The organism is Enterococcus sp. AZ095a (genome assembly GCF_050546735.1).
Taxonomy (GTDB): domain Bacteria; phylum Bacillota; class Bacilli; order Lactobacillales; family Enterococcaceae; genus Enterococcus_D; species Enterococcus_D entomosocium.
Genome location: NZ_CP172953.1, coordinates 153,060 through 173,949 on the forward strand (window position 1 = coordinate 153,060; position 20,890 = coordinate 173,949).

Sequence of the window (20,890 nt, forward strand, 5' to 3'; positions counted from 1 at the left end):
ACCTATTTTTTCCGAGAGAAACAATAATCGTTGCGTGCGCAACGATTATTCCTTATAATAGATAAGACACTTTGAAGAACCAAGAAAGGCAGGAGTGCTCATGGAAGCCATTATCCGCTCAATCAATCATATTGCCCGTCTCGCCACCCTTTATCGGGAAAAAGAACTGAAAAAATTTGGTTTAGGTGGGATGCATCATACCTATATCTTAAACATTTGCCGTCAACCGGGGATCAGTCAAGAAGCCTTAGCCAAGAAGATTTTTGTTAATAAAAGCAATGTTGCCCGTCAACTAGCGATCTTAGAAGAACGAGGATTTGTCACTAGAACCAGCAGTCCCACCGACAAACGACAATTACTGGTTTATCCAACCGAAAAAGCACTTGTTGTCCAACCAAAGATCCAACAGCTGCTTCAAAGCTGGAATGAACAAGTCGTAGCAGGTTTTTCTGCTGCCCAACAGCAGCAGTTGATCGCTGATCTGGAAATCGTCAAAGAAAATTCCCAACGGCTTTTAGCGAAAGTTGAGGCGATGGAATGAATCTTTTGACTCAATATTTAAAACCCTATATCGGCCGCATTTTCCTTGGCGTCAGCATCAAATTCTTCGGGTCATTGATGGACTTGCTATTGCCTTGGATTTTGGCGTATATCATCGATTCTGTGATTCCCACGAAGCAAGTATCAGCGATTTTTGCTTGGGGCGGGGCGATGGTGGTCTGCTCCATCATCGCAGTTGTCACCAATATCATCGCCAATCGGATGGCCTCCAGTGTTGCTCGCGATACCACTGGTAGTATACGCCATGACTTATTTGAAAAAGTTTCCTATCTGTCGATTCCGCAAGTCGAAGAAGTCGGGATCCCTTCCTTGGTGTCTCGCTTGACGACAGACACTTACAACATCCATCAAACGATAGGGATGATCCAACGGATGGGGATTCGTGCCCCGATTCTGTTATTAGGGGGAATCATGATCACTGCTACATTAGATCCCGTTTTGACACTGGTCTTAGTAGGCGTCTTGCCCTTCACTTTAGTGGCAGCAGTCACCATCTCAAAACGGGGGATCCCCTTGTTTGCCTCATTGCAAAAGCAAGTGGATGTGTTGGTGCGGACTGTCCGAGAAAATGTAACTGGGGCTCGGGTGATCAAGGCCTTGTCTAAAGCAGATTACGAGAAAAAGCGCTTTGACCACGTCAATCAAGACGTAGTAGCTGCGGAAACCACTGCTAATCGAACCATGGCTGCGACACCACCCCTGATGGACCTATTTTTGAATATCGGACTGACGCTAGTGATCGTCGTCAGTGCCTTTCGCGTCAATCAAGGGTTGACCCAACCAGGGGTCATCATTGCCTTTTTGACCTATTTTACGATCATTTTGAATGCCATGCTCAGTATCACTCGTATCTTTGTAATCGTGTCGAAGGGGCTCGCTTCTGCCGATCGGATCCAATCCGTCTTGCGCCTGCCGCAAAATATGCAAGTCATTGAGGCGCCTGTCAAAGAAGAGTCGGCGCATATCGTTTTTGAAAAAGTTTCCTTCACTTATCCTAACGGTACCCGGGTGCTGAAAGACATCGATTTCTCCTTGCAGCCGGGAGAAACCTTAGGGATCATCGGTGCGACTGGTAGCGGAAAATCAACGATCGTCAAATTACTGCTGCGGCTCTATGACCCAACGAAGGGTATGATTCGCATCGCTGGTCGCGACATTCGCTCCATCGATCCGACGGAGTTGCATCAGTTATTCGGTGTCGTCTTACAAAAAGACGTGCTTTTTGCGGAAACGATTGAAGAAAATATCGCCTTTGGCCGGCGGTTTTCCAAAGAGCAGATCGAAGAAGCGGCGGCTCGCGCCCAAGCCAAGGAGTTTATCAATCAACTGCCCAAGCGCTTAGCTCATCCACTGCATGCCAAAGGCAGCAATTTAAGCGGCGGTCAAAAGCAGCGGGTCTTGTTATCGCGGGCATTGGCGGGGGAGCCGGAAATTTTGATTTTGGATGATTCTGCCAGTGCGCTGGATTATCGGACCGACGCTCAGTTGCGCAAGGTCCTGAAACAGCAGTTTCAACAGACGACGACGGTCTTGATCGCGCAGCGGATCAGCTCGATCCAACATGCCGACAAAATTTTGGTACTGGAAAACGGGCAAATGAACGGCTTTGGCAGTCACCAAGAATTACTAGCAGATAATGCGATCTACCAAGCCATTTATCAAGGTCAGACAGGAGGTGCCTATGATGCCGAAGAAAAAAACGGAAAAACCGCAGGATAGCAAGAAAACACTCCGCCGTTTGTGGAGCTATCTCTACGAGTACAAAGGACTCCTGTTGGCAGCCGCTATTTTAATGATGGTCAGCAACATCTTCGCCTTGGTGGGACCGTTGCTTTCCGGGTACGCCATTGATGCCATTCAACCGGGTCCCGGCAAGGTCATTTTTGACCGAGTCTTCTTTTATTGTGGGCTGATGCTGCTGTTTTATCTTGCGTCTTCCCTTCTTAGTTATCTGATTTCGCTCATGATGATCCGCTTGAGTCAGCGGGTGGTGGCAGCGATGCGTAAGGCGATTTTTGATAAAATCACCGAACTGCCGGTGGGGTATTTTGACCGAGTCGCCACTGGGGATATCATCAGCCGCATCAGTTATGATGTCGATACCATCAATACGTCATTGGCCAGCGATGCCATTCAAGTCCTCAGCAGTCTTGTGACGATCATTGGTTCGTTTGTGATGATGGTTTTGATTTCGCCGCTGCTGGTGCTGATTTTTGTCGTAACGGTTCCCGCTTCGATCTTTTTGACCCGCTTTTTGATGAGCAAATTTCAACCATTGTTTCGCCGTCGTTCTCGCAAATTAGGCGAACTGAACGGCTTTGTGGAAGAGATTATTTCTGGTCAGCAAACGATCAAGCTGTATAACCAAGAAGAAGCGATCATCAGCCGTTTTGACGAAAAAAACCAAGAAGCGGTGGATGCCTATTACAATGCCGAGTACTACGGCAGTATGACTGGTCCTTCCATCAACTTTATCAACAATCTGTCATTGTCCTTGATCAGTATGTTTGGCGCCTTGCTGTTTTTGTTCGGTCATCTGACATTAGGGAATGTTTCTTCCTTTGTTCTTTACTCCAGAAAATTCTCAGGACCAATCAATGAGTTAGCCAACATCTTCAGCGATTTGCAATCGGCATTGGCGGCGGCAGAACGGATCTTCCGTTTGCTGGATGAAGAACCGGAAGTTTCTGATGTTCCTGGAGCCTACGAATACCGCGAGGTGTCTGGTGAGGTCGCCTTTGATCATGTGACCTTCGGCTATCAAGCACAGCAGCCCATCATCAAAGACCTTTCGTTGGAAGTACCGGCTGGCAGCTTGGTCGCGATCGTCGGACCGACCGGAGCCGGGAAAACCACCATCGTGAACCTCTTGATGCGGTTTTATGACCCTGACCAAGGAGCGATTCGGTTAGACGGTAAAAATATCCGCCAAGCGACACGCCGCAGCCTACGGCAAAGCTATGCAATGGTGCTGCAAGACACGTGGCTGTTCACGGGAACGATTTTTGAAAATTTGGCCTACGGCAAGGCGAATGCGACGATGGCAGAAGTCCAAGCTGCTGCACAAGCCGCCCATATCCATGACTTTATTATGAGCCTGCCAAAAGGCTATGATACTTTGATTTCTGAAGACGGGACCGGTATTTCACAAGGGCAAAAACAACTATTGACGATTGCGCGAGCAATGCTGTTAGATGCCGATCTGCTGATTCTTGATGAAGCCACATCAAATGTCGACACGCAAACGGAGCTGCTGATCCAAGCAGCGATGACCAAATTGATGAAAGGCAAAACCTCCTTTGTGATCGCCCATCGCTTGTCCACGATTCGACATGCCGACACGATCCTCGTGGTGGAACAGGGCAATATCGTAGAGCAAGGGACCCACGAAGAGTTAGTAGCCAAAGAGGGGCGTTATGCCGCACTCTATCAGGCACAATTTGACGCATGATCCATAACTAGTCCGCATCCGTACAAGGAGTAACCCACTGCTTGTACGGATGTTTTTTGTGTGCCATCGGCTTTCTTGGCACAGGTACAAAATCTTCTTATGACAAATCAGGCAATTATCGGTATACTTAAGAAAGGGGTATCATCAAACAGAAAGAAGGGAAACAATTGGATCATAAACAACTAAAAGAATTCCCCAACGATTTCTTATGGGGTTCAGCATCAGCAGCCTATCAAGTAGAGGGCGCATGGCAAGAAGATGGCAAAGGCGCTTCAGTTTGGGACGATTTTGTCCGCATTCCAGGCAAAACCTTTAAAGCAACGAACGGAGATGTCGCGGTCGACCATTACCACCGCTTCAAAGAAGATGTTGCCTTGATGAAAGAACAAGGATTGAAAACCTATCGTTTTTCCATTGCATGGACACGGATTTTTCCAGAAGGACGAGGAGAAGTCAATCAAGCAGGGTTAGACTTTTATTTAGCATTGATCGATGAGCTGATTAAAGCAGGGATTGAACCGATGGTGACCTTGTACCATTGGGATCTGCCACGTACGTTGCAAGAAGAATACGGCGGCTGGGAATCTCGCAAAATCATTGAAGATTTCACCAACTATGCGGCGGTATTGTTTGAAGCCTTTCGCGGCAAAGTTCACTATTGGGTCAGCTTGAATGAACAAAATATCTTTACTTCTTTAGGCTATCTTTTAGCTGCCCATCCACCAGGAGTGACCGATCCTAAACGGATGTATGAAGTCAATCATATCGCTAATTTGGCAAATGCGTCGGTGATCAACAAGTTCCATGAGATGAAAATCCCAGGGAAAATCGGACCAAGTTTCGCCTATTCACCAAACTACCCAATCAACAGCGACCCGAAAAATATTTTGGCAGCTGAAAATGCCGAAGACTTGATGGCGCATTATTGGTTAGACGTCTATCTATGGGGCGAATACCCGATTGCCGCAATGAATTACTTGAACGAGCAAGGGATCGCACCAACGATTGAACCAGGAGATATGGACTTGCTGCGTTCAGCAAAACCAGATTTCTTAGGGATCAACTATTACCAAACAGCAACGAATGCCTACAATCCATTAGATGGTGTCGGTGCGGGTAAAATGAACACCACTGGGAAAAAAGGTAGCTCCGAAGAAACCGGGACACCAGGAATGTTCAAAAAAGCTGAAAATCCATTTGTGGAACGGACGAATTGGGATTGGGAGATCGATCCTCAAGGGCTGCGGATCGCTTTACGCCGAATCACTAGCCGTTATCGGGTGCCTGTGATCATTACGGAAAACGGACTTGGTGAATACGATAAACTAACAGACGATCACCAAATCCATGACCAATACCGCATCGATTATTTAGCAGGGCATGTCCATGCCATCAAAGAAGCGATCAGCGACGGCGCGGAAGTTCTTGGCTATTGCACCTGGTCCTTCACTGATTTGCTAAGCTGGTTGAACGGCTACCAAAAACGCTATGGCTTTGTCTATGTCGACCAAGATGAAACCCAAGAAGGGTCACTGGCACGCTACAAGAAAGACAGCTTCTACTGGTACCAAGAGCTGATCAAAACCAACGGGCAAGAGTGCTAGCCTTCTAAAACCAATACCTGAATAAGCGAAACGACCCCTGCAACGGCAGTAATCGTTTCTTAGAAAAAAGTACGTTCCACCTGTAGCGACCGCCCAAAGGTAGACCAAAAGTCTCGCTTTTTGGGCCGCTTCAAAGGAGAACGTCCTTTTTTTGAGTATTATCGTTGACAAGTGTAAACGATAATTGTAAAGTAGAAGAAGATTACAACTGTAAACATAAAAGGTGAATGGGTTTGCATAGCAAGCAAGGAGGAAGGAAACAATGATCGAAAAGAATTATGGGGTAAAAGGGATGACCTGTGCGTCTTGTTCCCAGACAGTCGAAAAAACAGTCAGCAAGCTGGCGGGGGTCGACCAAGCAGCTGTCAATTTGGCTACTGAAAAATTACATATTCGTTATGATGAGCAGCAGCTCACCGAAGAAACACTCGCTGAGGCCATCAAAGCAGCGGGCTATCAACTGATCGGCTCTCAAAGACAAGAGACCTTTGCCATCTCGGGCATGACCTGTGCGTCTTGTGCCCAAACAGTAGAAAAAGCTGTCCAAAAATTAGCGGGTGTGGAGCAAGCCTCCGTCAATCTGGCGACAGAAAAACTGACGGTCAGCTATCAACAAGACCAAGTGTCCGCCGCGAAGATCGCAGCTGCCGTGAAAGAGGCGGGCTATGACGCACAGCTGCCGACCGCTTCTGCCGACAAGGCGGATTCAAAACAGGCAGAGATTCGTGCTTTATGGCAACGGTTTTGGCTTTCGGCGCTCTTTACGATCCCCTTGTTCTATTTGACGATGGGGGAAATGATCGGTTTGCCGATCCCTGGCTTTTTAGATCCAATGGCCTATCCAGTCAATTTCGTTACCACTCAATTGATTTTAGTCTTACCGGTGATGGTCCTCGGTCGCGCCTTTTACATTGCTGGTTTCAAAGCGCTTTGGAAAGGCCATCCTAACATGGATTCCCTCGTCGCATTGGGAACCAGTGCTGCCTTCTTTTATAGTATTTATGGGACCGTGATGGTCTACCTGGGCACGACCCACTATGCGATGCACTTGTACTATGAAACGGCCGCCGTTATTTTGGCATTAGTGACCTTAGGAAAATACCTTGAGTCGGTCTCAAAGGGCAAAACCTCCGAAGCCATCAAGAAGTTGTTGGATCTCGCACCGAAAAAAGCCCGTGTGCTTCGCGGCAGCGGGAATCAAGCCGAAGAAGTCGAAGTGGGTATTGAAGAAGTCGCAGCCGGCGATATCTTAGTCGTACGACCTGGTGAAAAGATTCCTGTGGATGGGATCGTTACCCAAGGACGCTCTGCCATCGATGAATCAATGATCACCGGAGAAAGCTTACCTATCGAAAAACAAGTCGGTGATCGGGTGATCGGCGCCAGTATCAACAAAAATGGCTCGTTTCAATACGAAGCCACCAATGTGGGAGAAGATTCAACGTTGGCGCAAATCATTCAGTTAGTAGAAAATGCCCAAGGCTCCAAAGCGCCGATTGCCCGCATGGCTGACAAAGTTTCGGGTGTGTTTGTCCCGATCGTCATGGTCTTGGCGGTTTTTGCAGGACTTGCCTGGTTTTTCTTAGGACAAGAAACCTGGATCTTCTCATTGACCATTACGATTTCTGTATTAGTGATTGCTTGTCCGTGTGCCTTAGGATTAGCGACACCGACCGCCATCATGGTGGGTGCGGGCAAAGGGGCAGAAAATGGCGTCTTGATCAAAAGCGGCGATGCGTTAGAAACAGCTAGAAACGTAACGACGATCGTCTTTGATAAAACCGGCACGATCACAGAAGGCAAACCAGTCGTAACCGATCTCCTGCCTGCCGGCAACCACACGCCGACGGAATTGCTGCAACTGGCGGCTTCTGTTGAAAAAGGCTCAGAACATCCATTAGGCGAAGCCATTGTGATCGAAGCCCGCACGCAAGCCCTCGCCCTGCAAGAAGTTGACGGGTTTGAAGCGATTCCGGGGCATGGGATTCAAGGCACGATTGCTGGCAGTCCAGTCCTATTAGGCAACCAGAAATGGCTGGAAAAACAAAACGTTGCCATCGATGGCCTGATCGAGCAAGCCCAACAATTGGCTCACGAAGGGAAAACACCGATGTATGTTGCCAAAGACGGCGAAGCGATCGGGATCATCGCTGTGGCAGATACTATCAAAGAAAGCAGTCGAAAAGCCATTGAACGTCTGCATCAAATGGGCTTGTACGTAGCAATGATCACTGGCGACAATGCTCGGACAGCCCAAGCCATCGCCAAACAAGTCGGTATCGATGAAGTAATCAGTGACGTCTTGCCAGAAGATAAAGCCGCCAAAGTAGCCGGCCTGCAAGCCAAAGGCCAAAAGGTTGCGATGGTAGGTGACGGGATCAATGATGCGCCGGCGTTAGCCCAAGCCGATGTAGGGATCGCGATTGGCTCTGGTACCGATGTCGCCATCGAATCGGCAGACATCGTACTGATGCGCAGCGATCTGATGGACGTCCCATCAGCGATCGAGTTAAGTCGTGCAACCATCAAAAACATCAAAGAAAATCTTTTCTGGGCTTTTGCTTATAACGTCTTAGGCATTCCTGTCGCAATGGGTGTGTTGCATCTTTTCGGCGGCCCCTTGCTCAATCCAATGATCGCCGGGGCGGCCATGAGCTTCAGCTCGGTATCCGTTTTATTAAATGCCTTGCGGCTGAAACGATTCCAACCCTCAGCAAAAAAATAAACGAAGCAACGAATGCAACAACAAAAAGACATGCCCACGGTTTCTGATGGAAGAAAACCGTGGATAGGTCTTTTTAGTGCTGGACATCTAAATAAGAGTAGGCCCGCACGTCATAACGGTTGCGACTACGGGAAAATTCGATAGGTGAGCCATTTTTCTGATAGACGATCTGTTCGATCTCTAAAACCGGATCATCGGCTTTACAGTCCAAATACCGTTGATCGTACGCGGTGCTTTTATCAGCGGCAATGGTGCGGTAAGCGCCGGCAAACTGGACCCCTAGTTCCTCTTTGACATAGCGGTAGATAGAACTTTCTAAATGGCCACGAGTTAAATTGGGCACCAAATGGACCGGCATATAGGTATATTCTAAAATAAACGGCTGGTCTTCAAGAATCCGCAAGCGGACAATACTATAGATTGGCTGTTCTTCCGTCAACATCAACTTTTCTTGGATCGTTTGGTCAGGAAATTCGACTTGAAAATCGATGACCTGACTGACTAGCTTGCGGCCAGCTTTGCCCATTTCTGTTGACAAGCCTTCATAGACCGTTAAAGCAGTGGTGTCTTTTTTTAAGAATGGGTGGTTCAATATTTTTGTTCCAGCGCCCCGCTGAGAATAAACCAGTCCTTCCATGGCTAAAATACCGATGGCTTTTTTGACGGTCATCCGGCTGACTCCGAATTCTTCGACTAAATCAGTTTGATTCGGCAGTAAGCTGTCAGGCGGATACGTTTTGTTTTTGATACGTGTGCGTAAAATATTGGCAATTTCTTGGTATTTTGGCATCTGATCACCTCGCAAGAAGTATAGCTGAAAAAAGCGGTTTCGACAATCAAACCTTGGTTTTTTTATAAAAAGAACGGCTGACTGAAAAAATTCAGCCAGCCGTTGCGCTTAATCGATCGATGGTTCTGCTTGACGATCTAAAACACGTAAGAATGGATACCAGATTAAGCCGACGATCACCACGTCAATGACTTGCAGCAAACCACCTAACCAAGAGTTGGTTGCTAAGACACCACTGAAGACCACTGGAACGGTCCAAGGAACAGAAACACCAGTTGGTGCAGGAACAAGTCCAGCCGCCATCACTAAGTAGTTGAAGGTCGTTACCACAAGAGGTGCCACGACCCAAGGAATCAGGATCGTCGCATTCAAGACGATCGGCATACCGAAGATTGCTGGTTCGTTAACGTTAAAGATCCCTGGTGCTAAAGCCAAACGACCCACATCGCGGTATTGTTTTTTCTTCAATACAAAAGCCATCAAGATAACAACGGCTAACGTCATACCAGAACCGCCTAATCCAACGGTGAATGTTTCCATAAATGGTTTTGTGACGATATGCGGCAGTGCATCCCCATTTTGATACGCTTCTAAGTTGTCTAACATTAATGTATTCCAAATCGGGTCCATCACAGAGTTGACGATGATTTGACCATGTAGACCGAAGAACCAAAGGAATTGGACAAAGAACAAAGCCAATAGAGTTGCTGGCAAGCTGCTGCCTAGTCCAGTCAATGGTTTTTGGATCAATTCATAAACCAAGTCATGCAAGTTGGCATTGAAGACACCCGTCATGATGGCATTGATCACTAAAAATACCGTTAAGGTGATAATTGCTGGAATCAAAGCGGCAAAAGATTTAGAAACTGCTGGTGGCACCCCATCAGGCATTTTGATCTGCCAGCCGCGTTTTGTGATGCGGCAATAGATTTCAGCTGCTAAAAATGCTGCGATCATCCCGATAAACATCCCTTTTGCGCCAAGACGATCAAGAGACAGCACGCCGGAGATCGTTTCGCCAGATTCAGTAGTCATAAAGAAAGGAGTTAAGATCAAAAAGCTGGCAAAAGAAACGGCGCCGCCAAAAATCCCTTCCACATCATATGATTTTGATAAATAATAGCCGATACCGAAAGTAACGAAAACAGTCATGATACTCATTGTTGCATTTTGCCCATTGCCAAACAGCGTTCCTAATGTTCCTTTAGTGGCATCACTGAAGAAGGGCAGGTTGTTTAAAACGACCACGATCGATCCAAACATAGTGATTGGGAACGAAAGCATAAACGCGTCCCGCAAGACGGTCAGGTAGCGATTTTGTCCTAAGGCATTCGCCAAGGGCAAAATCTTTTCAGATAACTTGTCCATAAAACCATTCATTATTAGTTCACTCCTTAAATTTCTTTTTGCAATCGATTACATTGATAATGTATCATGTTTTATTTTAAATGTCTATACATTTATTTTGAAAAAGATTGATTTTTGTAACTGCTTCCTTTATGATTAGGGCAGCAAAGAAAAAACGAGGAGTGAATGAAGATGGATTATCAATTTCCAGCAGGCTTTTGGTGGGGGTCAGCCGCTAGTGGCCCACAAACAGAAGGTGTATTTGAAGGTGATGGCAAAGGGGCAAGCATCTGGGATTACTGGTATCAGCAAGAACCAGAGAAATTTTTCAATGGGGTAGGTCCTGAAAAAACCTCGCAAGTCTACACACGCTATCAAGAAGATATTCAACTCATGAAAGAAACCGGCCATACGACGTTTCGGACGTCGATCCAATGGAGTCGTCTCTTCCCGCAAGGCAAAGGAGAAGTCAATCAAAAAGCCGTTGATTTTTACAATGCCTACATTGATGAGTTGATCGCCAACGGGATCGAACCTTTCATGAATTTATACCACTTCGATATGCCAATGGCGCTGCAAGAAAAAGGCGGCTGGTTGAACCGAGAGACCGTGGATGCCTATGTTGCGTTTGCGCAAACCTGCTTTACGTTATTTGGTGATCGTGTCAAGAAATGGTTCACTCATAATGAACCGATCGTCCCTGTTGAAGGCGGCTATCTTTACCAATTCCATTATCCAAATGAGATCAACATGAAACATGCAGTCCAAGTTGGGTTCCACGAAACGTTGGCGAGTGCTAAAGCCATCAAAGTCTATCATGAGATGAACCTTGGTGGGGAGATCGGCATTATTTTGAATTTGACGCCAAGCTATCCAAGAGATGAGAACGATCCAGAGGATGTCAAAGCAGCGCAAATCGCAGATGCCTTCTTTAATCGCTCTTTCTTAGACCCTGCGGTCAAAGGCACGTTCCCAGAAGAATTAGTGACCATCGTCAAGGAATTAGATATGGTACCAGCGATGGAAGCTGATGATTTACAAACGATTCGCGAAAATACGATCGACTTGTTAGGGATCAATTATTACCAACCTCGTCGTATCATGAAGAAAGAATCGCCGATCGATCAAGCGAAAAGTCCAATGCCTGATGATTACTTTGATAACTATGATATGCCGAACAAGAAAATGAACCCGTATCGTGGATGGGAAATCTATGAAAAAGGGATCTATGATATTTTGACAAACACGCGAGAAAACTATGGCAATATCAAGTGCTACATTTCTGAAAATGGCATGGGTGTCGAAGGAGAAGAACGTTTCGTCAATGCTGATGGCGTGATCGAAGATGATTACCGCATCGAGTTTGTCTCTGACCACTTAAAGTATGTCCACCAAGCGATCCAAGAAGGAACCAATTGTGTTGGCTACCATATGTGGACCTGCATGGACAACTGGTCCTGGACCAATGCTTACAAGAACCGCTACGGATTTATCTCCGTTGACTTAGCAAATGATGCTAAACGAACAGTGAAAAAATCAGGTCGTTGGTTTAAAGAAGTTTCAGATAATAACGGCTTTTAATAACAATGAAAAAAGCAATGCTGTAGGGATCAGCATTGCTTTTTTTGTGTAAAATCGCGGATTTTTCTGTCTTGTTCCGAAGGGCATTCTCTATTAAAAAACCACCTGTTTTTGCAAATGATAAGCTGGGTTAAACAAAAGCACAGTTTTGATAAAGAAAAGACTAGACATGGAAACGTTCTCGTGGTATTCTTTAGTAGAAATCGGTTTCATTATTTTGTTTAGGGTTTGAAAGGAGAAAAAACAATGGATAAATTTATTGGATTTATGGAGAAGCACTTTATTCCGATCGCTTCTAAAATAGGCTCTCAAAGACATCTAGTGGCCATTCGTGACGGATTTATCGTAACGATGCCGTTGATGATCTTAGGCTCTTTTGGGGTATTGATCAACAACTTACCAATTCCTGCCTATATTGATTTTATGAATGGCATTTTTGGTGAAGGGACATGGCAAGCCTTTGGGAACAACTTGTCAGCAGGTACTTTTTCAATACTTGGTCTGTTAATCGCTTTCACAGTAGCGTATAATTTAGCTAAAAGCTACAATCAAGACGCATTAGGTGCTGGGGCGATCTCAGTTGCAAGTTTCTTCGCATTAGGTGCAATGGCGACAGGCCCAGATGGTTTGTTAACAGCTGCCGGACTTGGTTCTCAAGGATTATTTTTAGCATTAATCGTATCGATCATTTCTACTGAGATCTTCCGTCGTCTAGCTGGCAACCCACGCTTAGTCATCAACATGCCTGATGGCGTACCACCAGCAGTATCACGTTCATTTGCTGCGTTATTCCCAGCAATGATCACCGTATCGATCTTTGCTTTGTTTACAGCAATTTTCCAAGCATTTGGTGTGACAAGTATCGTATTGTCCTTCTATGAATTGGTGCAACAACCATTCATGGGCTTGGCAAACTCTTATCCAGCTGCTTTGCTATTAGGTTTTATCTCTGCATTCTTATGGTTCTTTGGTTTGCATGGTGCCAACATCATCGACCCGTTCATGCAAACGATCAATGTGCCAGCGATCGAAGCAAACGCACGAGCATTAGAAGCAGGCACAGATTTGCCTTATATCGTCAACAAACCATTCTTTGATTCTTTCGTGAACATCGGCGGAACAGGCGCGACACTAGGTCTTTTGATTGCGATCTTTTTAGTTGCTCGTCATCATAAAGCGTATATGACTGTCGCAAAACTATCCGTTGCACCAGGTGTGTTCATGATCAATGAACCAGTGATGTTTGGGTTACCCGTTGTCTTGAACCCAATCTTGTTCATCCCATATGTGTTGACACCACTTGTTTTAGTCACGACTGCTTATTTTGCAACTGCAACTGGCTTAGTTCCTGCAAGTACCGTCATCGCACCATGGACGACGCCACCAATCATCGGCGGTATTTTGTCGACACAAAGTATTGCTGGCGGAATCTTGGCAGCTGTTAACTTGATCTTGTCGATCGTTATCTACTTGCCGTTCGTGAAAATGGCGCAAATTCAAGAAACACGCCGTTTAAAAAATGCGTAATGTCTGATCGAGTCGATTAGAAACAAGCGCCAAACGTAATAGACCTTATCCGGCCGCGATCAGAGTGCAATACCCCTTATCACACTGCTTCATTGGAAGGTGCAGTGGTGTGATGACACTCTTTTCGTTTGGCCGGTTCTTTTCTCGTTTTTCAATCAATACAACACACGTTTTGGAGGTGGCAAAATGCCCAAATATATGGAGATCGCAGATGTTCTGCGTAAAAGAATCAAGGACGGAACTTATCCGAAAGACAGTCTTTTACCTTATCAAACAGAGTTAGTGGAAGAGTTTGGCGTCAGCCGAATGACGATTAAAAATGCGGTGAATATCCTGATTATGGAAGGCTTGCTGCTGACAAAGCGCGGCTTAGGGACCAAAGTTTTGAATCATTCCTTTTGGGGCAAAGATACCTCATCGGTGACAGAATACAAAGGCCTGAGCTATCAGATGAAACAAGAAAAACGGACGTTGACTAGCCAAGTCATCACCTTTGAAGTCTGTTTTCCTACAACAAGAATTCAAGAGATGCTTCAGATCACTGCCGAACAACCAATCTATCATGTGATCCGTTTGCGGATCTTAGAAGGCAATCCATACATACTCGAGCATTCCTATATGCCGTTGGATCTGGTCAGCGGTTTGACGAAAGAGATCTTGGAAGAATCCGTCTATGACTATCTGTTGCAAGATTTAGGCTACAAATTTGCTGGTGCTTATCGGACTTTTCAGGCTGCCAAAAGTGATGAATACGATCAAACCTATTTAGCGTGCCAAGCAGATGATCCAGTATTGGAATTAGAACAGATCATCTATTTAGAATCGGGACGTCCAGTGGACTATTCCTGCAGCCGCAATCGGTATGATGTTCGTGGCTATTCCATGTTAGACATGAAGCCTGATCTGTTACAGCACCGCAAAAAGTAACGGCTTACAAAATGGTTCTTCAACGAAAAAACGCTTCATAGCTACTGTTGGCTATGGAGCGTTTTTGTTTTGACTTAAGAAGTGGGTTGGTTTTGATCGCCTAGTTTGGCTAAGATAGTTTCCGCAACGGCTTTGGGAATACCAGCTTGCTGGATCTCTTCCACGGAAGCTGCTTGGATGTTTTTTAACGACTTGAAGGTTTTCATGAGCTGTTGCTTGCGTTTTGGTCCTAAGCCAGGAATTTCATCTAGCTTGGAAGAAAAGCTGTTTTTACTGCGCAGTTGGCGATGGAAGGTGATCGCAAAACGATGGACCTCATCTTGGATCCGTTGCAGCAAAAAGAATTCGACAGAATTGCGTTCCAGCTGGATCGGATCTAAAAATTCTCCGAAAATCAACTCGCTGGTTTTGTGTTTGTTGTTCTTCACTAATCCGGCAACGGGAATATCTAAACCTAGCTGGTTATGCAGCACTTCTTGGGCGGCACCGACTTGGGCTTTCCCACCATCGATGATGATCAGATCAGGAAAAGGCAGGTTTTCTTTTAGGACACGAGAGTATCGGCGGTAGATGACTTCTTGCATAGAGCCATAATCATCGCCGCCTTGTGCGGTACGAATCTTATATTTCCGATAATCATCTTTAAACGGCTTCCCGTCGACAAAAACCACCATTGCAGAAACCGGATCGGTTCCCATGATGTGGGAGTTATCGAAGGCTTCAATCCGATAAGGTGTCGGGATCCCCATGGCATCGCCTAGACGATCCACAGCACCGATCGTCCGTTCTTCAGTACGCTCGATCAACGCAAATTTTTGGGCCAAGGCAATGCGGGCATTTTTATTGGCCAAATCGACCAATTTCTTTTTGTCGCCTCGTTGGGGCTGCAGGACTTTGGTTTCCAACAGCGCTTCTAATGGGTCAGCATCGACATTTTGCGGAACAAAGACTTCTTTGGGAATGAAGTGTTCATTCTTTTGGTAAAACTGGCCGACGAAGGTCAAGAAATCTTCATCCGCTTCATTGTAGAAAGGAAACAAAGAGACTTCTCGTTCGATCAGCTTTCCTTGACGGATAAAGAATACTTGGACACACATCCAGCCTTTGTCGACACTGTAGCCAAAGACATCACGGTCCATCAGGTCGGTCAGGGTCATTTTTTGTCGCGTCATGACGGTATCGATCGCTTGGATCTGATCCCGCAGCTCAGCCGCTCGCTCAAACTCTAATGTTTCAATGGCTTCGCCCATCTTCTCTTTCAGATCTTTCAAAATATCGACGTGACCGCCGTGGAAAAAGTGTTTCACTTGATCAACGATCTTCTGATAATCCTTGGGGTCTACATTGTTGACATAAGGACAGACACATTGACCCAAATGATAATAAAGACAAGGGCGCTTTTGAGAAGGACCGCACTTTCGCAAAGGAAAGAGACGATCCAGCACCCGTTTGGTTTCGTTGGCTGCTCGTGCATCAGGATAAGGGCCAAAATATAAAGCCCCGTCTTTTAAAACTTTACGAGTGATGATCAGACGCGGATAGCGCTCTTTGGTCACTTTAATAAAAGGATACGACTTGTCGTCCTTTAACATGATATTGTATTTTGGTTTGTTTTTTTGAATCAAATTGATTTCCAGCAATAAAGCTTCCGTATTTGATTCGGTAACGACGTACTCAAAATCATTGATTTCTTGAACGAGCCGTTCGGTTTTCGTATCGTGGCTGCCGGTAAAATACGAACGGACACGATTTTTTAAAATTTTGGCTTTCCCAACATAGATGATTTTGTTATTTTTATCTTTCATTAAATAACAACCAGGTTGATCAGGAAGCAGCGCTAATTTGTTCTTGATTTGTTCGTTCATTTCAAGATCCTTTCTTACTGGTTTGCTTCACGAACTGCATAAGTAGTCAAAGGGCGGTCTAAGTTTCCCTCAAAAAGGGGAACGTTAGAGCCCATAGCCAGTACTCCTCATTTTAGCACAAATTTCTTAAGAAACAATCAATCGGACCAGATCGGCAGCGAGGAAGCGTAATCGTAAGAAAAGGTTAAGAAATCCCACGAGGCGGTGGTTCCCCAAAAAAATCAGTTTGTTTTTATACGCTTGCCACCTGTGAGGGATCGTTTTGCGACCACTCCTGAATGAAGGCCCGCAATCCCTCAATGGCTGGTTCTGTGACTACTTTGCGCTGGATGAGGTAAAATTGGCGCTCAAAGTTTTTATCCAGCAGTTGATAGCCAATGCCGTGGGCGGCTCGCTTGGAAAGGATCGAACAGCCGAAGCCTTGTTTCAGCAAAGCGACAATCAATTCATTGCTGGCGATCTCGATGATCGGTCCTTGAATGTTCTGTTCCTCCAGATAGCGTTTAGTGTAATAGTAGACACCAGAACTCGCTTCACGGACGAGCCAAGGACCGGCTTGGGGATCACCGGCTAAGACGAGCTGATCTTTCAAAATCGGGAAACGCAAAATACTTGGTGCAGATAAGGGTTTTTCAATGATCCCTAAATCTAGTTGATGTTGTTCAAGCGCTGTTAAGACTTCAGCGGAGTTCATCATCGATACCCGAAAATGCACCGTGGGAAAGGCGTTGTATAAAGCAATCATCAAGTCAGGCATCAAGGCCATCGCATAGGTATGAGAGATGCCTAGGGCACAGTGGCTTTGATGCTGTGTGTTGGTATGGATCTCGCTGGCGATCGTCGACCACTCATCCAATAAATTCAGTGCCTTTTCGTAAAGGTACTCTGCTTGGGGCGTGGCGATCACGTTTTTGCGACCATTGCGTAAAAAAAGCGGTGTATCCAGGTCTTGTTCCAACTGCTTGATTTGAGCAGAAACCGTGGGCTGCGAAATAAATAGCAATTCGGCAGCTTTCGAAAAATTTTTCGTTTCATAGACCATCTTAAAGGTCTCCAGTAATTTTAACATTGCAATCCCTTCCATTAGAAAATTCAATTATAACTATTATACCAATAAATCCTACTGATCGGTCAATCTGTGTATAATGGATGTTATATGAAAGGATGAAAGCAATGAAGCAACGACAAACAGCTTTGATACTTCCCGGTTTGTTCCTGTCCTTTTCGGTAGCCGTCATCGCCCGAATCATGGCTTTGGCTGTGCCAAAATTAGGGGGAGCAACCCTTGCTATTTTATTAGGAATCATTTTAGGAAATACACTGTTCAAGCAAGAACGCTATCAAGTCGGGACGAAGGTTGCGGAAAGTCGTCTCCTAGAATATTCGGTGGTTTTGCTGGGCTTTACCGTCACTTTCCAGACTATCAGTGAAATGGGTCTTCGGGGCTTTCTCTTTATTTTGCTGATGATGAGCTTGGTCATTACCGCTGCTTATTTGATAGGGAAAAAATTGGGCTTTAATCAAAAGATGAGCCTGATGATGGCAGGCGGCAATGCTGTCTGTGGGTCCTCTGCGATTGCGGCGATCGCACCAGCCATTGATGCCGATGATGAAGAAAAAGGGCAGATCATCACCTTGGTCAATCTTTTAGGAACGGTGATGATGCTGACGCTGCCGTTTTTAGGCTTGGCCTTATACGGCGATGATCTATTGCAAAAAAGTGCCTTACTTGGCGGCACACTGCAATCCGTCGGGCAAGTCGTGGCGGGGGCTAGTTTGATTGATGCCGACACCGTCAAATACGCGATGCTCTTTAAAATCGCGCGCATCATCATGTTGGCAGTCGTCGTCATTGTTTTTGAACGAATGACGACAAAGACCCCCACCAAAACCAAAGGCAAAGGTAAGCTACGGCTGCCAATCCCTTGGTATGTGTTGGGCTTCTTGACCATCTGTATCTTGAACAGCTTCTTGCCGCTGCCTAGCTGGTTGAATGAGGGTGCTCATTTTATCAGTACGTGGTTTGAAACAACGGCGTTGGCAGCCATCGGTTTGCGCCTGGATTTCCGCAAGTTTTTAAAAGAAGGACCGCGCTTTTTATTCTATGGTCTTTCCGTTGGAGCCGTCCAAACCGTGGGTGCTGTTGCGTTGATTTGGTTGCTGCGGCTCTGATTCACACGAGGCACATCCCATAAAGCACGTTTGAAGCGTACGATTGTTTAACGAAAAAAGCCACGACGGTTGATCGAAGGGCACGCTTTGGTGTTTCTGTTGGAAGAGGCAGCAAGGCGTGGCTTTTCAGATCAACTGTCGGGCTTTTTTTAGCGACAAAGATGGTTAGACGGGGACTTGGATGACTTGAACACCTTGTTGCTCAATCAAGTCGATGACTTTGGGATCAGAATAATGGTCGGTAATCAGCAGATCGATAGCCGCAATTGCGCCAATCGTAAAATTGGATTGCTTACCGATTTTGCGATAATCCGCGATAACGATCAACTTGCCAGAATTTTCGATGATTTTCGCATTGACTTTGGCTTCGTGGATCACTGAAGTGGAAATGCCGGTCTGTAAATCTAACCCACTACAACCAATGATCGTAACATCAGAACGAACATGAGAAAACGACTCCACGGCGATATCCCCTGACAAGGCCGCTTTAGGATAGCGTATTTCGCCGCCACTTAAAACGATCGTTGATTTTGGATGGTGTTCCATTTGGATCACACTTGTATTGTTCGTCAACAAACTGATTCGTTTGTCTGTGAGATGGCGCAACGTTTGAGCGGCGCTAGTACTCGTATTGACGAAAAGGGTATCGCCATCTTTTACTTGGCGAGCCGCTTCTTTGGCCAGTCGATCTTTGATGTACTCGATCGAGTCGGTGGGATGCGCTTCATCTTCATAAGCTTCACAGTATTCGATTTTTCCGTGGGTTTGTTTGATCTGACCCATCTCACTCAGTACGGTACAGTCTCTGCGGATCGTCATCTCTGATACTCCCAACTGATGACTGAGGGTCTTCACATCAGAAAAACCAGATGTTTTTATCAGATCGATCAATTGTTTTCTCCTTTGCCTCACTTCTTCATTGGAACGTTTCACGATACTTCCTCCTTACATGCGCTTTATTCTATTCTTGTCTTTCATCGTTTATCCAGATTGCGATTGCCTTTGCATAGCAAAAACCTTCTCGCCTCCTTCTCGCAAGTTCAAGTGATGATCCCACACCACTTGTTGAGAAGCAACGATGTGTTTGTTGTTTCTTCTTTCGAACTCATTTTAACATATCTCCTATACATTACCATATATATTAAATAATCACATTTATTTATGGGTTAATTAACATATAATAAGCTAAATTAACATAAAACTAGATTGAAAGCGTTTTTCTATATGTTAGAATCAAAGTGTAAATAAGCAAGGGAGGAATAAGAATGGCACATGTAAATGATGTTTCGAAAGAGAGTTGGCTTTTAAATACGTTTCCAGAATGGGGGACCTATTTGAACGAAGAGATCGAAAATGAGCTTGTGAAAGAAGGCACAGTTTCCATGTGGTGGCTAGGCTGTACGGGTATTTGGCTGAAGAGTGCGGAAGGAACCAATATTTTATGCGACCTTTGGTGTGGCACTGGCAAGCGCAGTCATGGGAATGGGCAAATGAAAAAAGGCCATCAAATGATGCGAATGAGTGGTGTACAAGAAATGCAGCCTAACCTACGGACTCAGCCCTTTGTGATCGATCCATTTGCAATCAAAGGAGTGGATGCGTTAGTGGTGACCCACATCCATTCCGATCATTTAGACATCAATACCGCAGCCGCAGTCCATCAAAATTGTCCAGAAGCAAAATTCGTCGGTCCCCATGAAGTCGTTGCAACTTGGTTGAAATGGGGAATACCAGAAGAAAAAACCATCGTGGTCAAACCGGGGGATGAAGTAACCATTGGGCAGGTGAAAATCGTCGCTTTAGAAGCATTCGATCGAACCGCTCTGATTACTTGTGAAGATCCGGATACCAGCTTGAAAGGAAAAATGCCCCAGGACATGGATCGTATCGCAGTCAATTACTTGTTTGAGACTTCCGGTGGGGCGATTTATCATGCAGGAGATTCTCATTATTCGAATGTATTTGCTAAACATGGGAATCAGTACAAGATCGATGTTTGCTTAGGTGCATATGGCGAAAACCCGCGGGGCATCACCGACAAAGTTACATCAGTCGATATGTTGCGGATGGCCGAATCCCTCAATGCCAAAGTGGTGATTCCCGTACATTATGATATCTGGTCCAATTTTATGGCTGATCCAAAAGAGATCACCGAGATTTGGAAGTTTAAAAAAGATCGTTTGAACTATGAGTTTAAACCGTATATTTGGCAAGTTGGCGGCAAATTCACCTACCCAACGAATAAAGATGATCTTGAATTTAATTTCTATCGTGGCTTCAAAGATGTTTTTTCGGTCGACAATGATACGCCATTCCCTTCTTTCTTATAAAAGAAGGGGG

Annotated in this window: 15 protein-coding genes; 10 read left to right on the plus strand and 5 right to left on the minus strand. The window is 45.5% G+C overall.

Annotation, left to right across the window (positions count from 1 at the left end):
- Positions 1–100: 100 nt before the first annotated feature.
- The 5 genes from IGJ26_RS00735 to IGJ26_RS00755 all read left to right on the plus strand — a co-directional run bounded on the left by IGJ26_RS00735 (position 101) and on the right by IGJ26_RS00755 (position 8,341).
- Entirely contained in the window at positions 101–541 is a 441-nt protein-coding gene (locus IGJ26_RS00735; RefSeq protein WP_016611594.1) for a MarR family winged helix-turn-helix transcriptional regulator, read from the plus strand.
- The gene (locus tag IGJ26_RS00740) at positions 538–2,280 is read left to right on the plus strand and encodes an ABC transporter ATP-binding protein (protein ID WP_430599789.1); all 1,743 of its coding nucleotides are present in this window, start codon (positions 538–540) and stop codon (positions 2,278–2,280) included. Before IGJ26_RS00735 ends, IGJ26_RS00740 begins: the two co-directional genes overlap by 4 nt.
- Positions 2,246–4,012 (plus strand): ABC transporter ATP-binding protein, encoded by a 1,767-nt coding sequence (locus IGJ26_RS00745; RefSeq protein WP_194199373.1) that lies wholly within the window; start codon positions 2,246–2,248, stop codon positions 4,010–4,012. Before IGJ26_RS00740 ends, IGJ26_RS00745 begins: the two co-directional genes overlap by 35 nt.
- A gap of 167 nt (positions 4,013–4,179) precedes the next feature.
- Positions 4,180–5,616, plus strand: a complete 1,437-nt coding sequence (locus IGJ26_RS00750) for a glycoside hydrolase family 1 protein (RefSeq protein WP_005232733.1) — start codon at positions 4,180–4,182, stop codon at positions 5,614–5,616.
- A gap of 262 nt (positions 5,617–5,878) precedes the next feature.
- Positions 5,879–8,341, plus strand: a complete 2,463-nt coding sequence (locus tag IGJ26_RS00755; protein ID WP_016619548.1) for a heavy metal translocating P-type ATPase — start codon at positions 5,879–5,881, stop codon at positions 8,339–8,341.
- A 73-nt stretch (positions 8,342–8,414) separates the two neighbouring features.
- Here the strand turns inward: IGJ26_RS00755 and IGJ26_RS00760 are convergent, their stop codons facing one another.
- Both IGJ26_RS00760 and celB read right to left on the minus strand, forming a co-directional pair.
- Positions 8,415–9,131 carry a GntR family transcriptional regulator gene (locus IGJ26_RS00760; RefSeq protein ID WP_005232731.1) on the minus strand — a complete coding sequence of 239 codons (717 nt, stop codon included), beginning with the start codon at positions 9,129–9,131 and terminating at the stop codon, positions 8,415–8,417.
- A 108-nt stretch (positions 9,132–9,239) separates the two neighbouring features.
- Entirely contained in the window at positions 9,240–10,511 is a 1,272-nt protein-coding gene (gene celB, locus IGJ26_RS00765; RefSeq protein WP_005226670.1) for a PTS cellobiose transporter subunit IIC, read from the minus strand.
- A 159-nt stretch (positions 10,512–10,670) separates the two neighbouring features.
- On the opposite strand from celB, the gene IGJ26_RS00770 reads away from it, so the two are divergent.
- From IGJ26_RS00770 to IGJ26_RS00780, 3 genes are all read left to right on the plus strand, one after another.
- Entirely contained in the window at positions 10,671–12,059 is a 1,389-nt protein-coding gene (locus tag IGJ26_RS00770) for a glycoside hydrolase family 1 protein (RefSeq protein WP_371875328.1), read from the plus strand.
- A 246-nt stretch (positions 12,060–12,305) separates the two neighbouring features.
- Positions 12,306–13,586 (plus strand): PTS sugar transporter subunit IIC, encoded by a 1,281-nt coding sequence (locus IGJ26_RS00775; RefSeq protein WP_005232725.1) that lies wholly within the window; start codon positions 12,306–12,308, stop codon positions 13,584–13,586.
- A gap of 186 nt (positions 13,587–13,772) precedes the next feature.
- A complete protein-coding gene (locus IGJ26_RS00780; RefSeq protein ID WP_008376546.1) occupies positions 13,773–14,513 on the plus strand; it encodes a GntR family transcriptional regulator in 741 nt (246 codons plus the stop codon).
- A 74-nt stretch (positions 14,514–14,587) separates the two neighbouring features.
- On the opposite strand, the gene uvrC is transcribed toward IGJ26_RS00780, so the two are convergent.
- Together uvrC and IGJ26_RS00790 are read right to left on the minus strand one after the other, a co-directional pair.
- Complete coding sequence (gene uvrC, locus IGJ26_RS00785; RefSeq protein ID WP_194199372.1) at positions 14,588–16,378, minus strand: excinuclease ABC subunit UvrC; 1,791 nt, start codon at positions 16,376–16,378, stop codon at positions 14,588–14,590.
- Positions 16,379–16,610: 232 nt separating this feature from the next.
- Positions 16,611–17,462, minus strand: coding sequence for a LysR family transcriptional regulator (locus IGJ26_RS00790; RefSeq protein ID WP_194199371.1), 852 nt, complete (start codon positions 17,460–17,462; stop codon positions 16,611–16,613).
- A gap of 65 nt (positions 17,463–17,527) precedes the next feature.
- Between IGJ26_RS00790 and IGJ26_RS00795 the strand changes: the two genes are divergently transcribed.
- A complete protein-coding gene (locus IGJ26_RS00795) occupies positions 17,528–18,550 on the plus strand; it encodes a YeiH family protein (protein WP_005232718.1) in 1,023 nt (340 codons plus the stop codon).
- A 165-nt stretch (positions 18,551–18,715) separates the two neighbouring features.
- On the opposite strand, the gene IGJ26_RS00800 is transcribed toward IGJ26_RS00795, so the two are convergent.
- A complete protein-coding gene (locus IGJ26_RS00800) occupies positions 18,716–19,483 on the minus strand; it encodes a DeoR/GlpR family DNA-binding transcription regulator (RefSeq protein WP_005232717.1) in 768 nt (255 codons plus the stop codon).
- Positions 19,484–19,815: 332 nt separating this feature from the next.
- On the opposite strand from IGJ26_RS00800, the gene ulaG reads away from it, so the two are divergent.
- A complete protein-coding gene (ulaG, locus tag IGJ26_RS00805; RefSeq protein ID WP_005232716.1) occupies positions 19,816–20,880 on the plus strand; it encodes an L-ascorbate 6-phosphate lactonase in 1,065 nt (354 codons plus the stop codon).
- Positions 20,881–20,890: the final 10 nt, after the last annotated feature.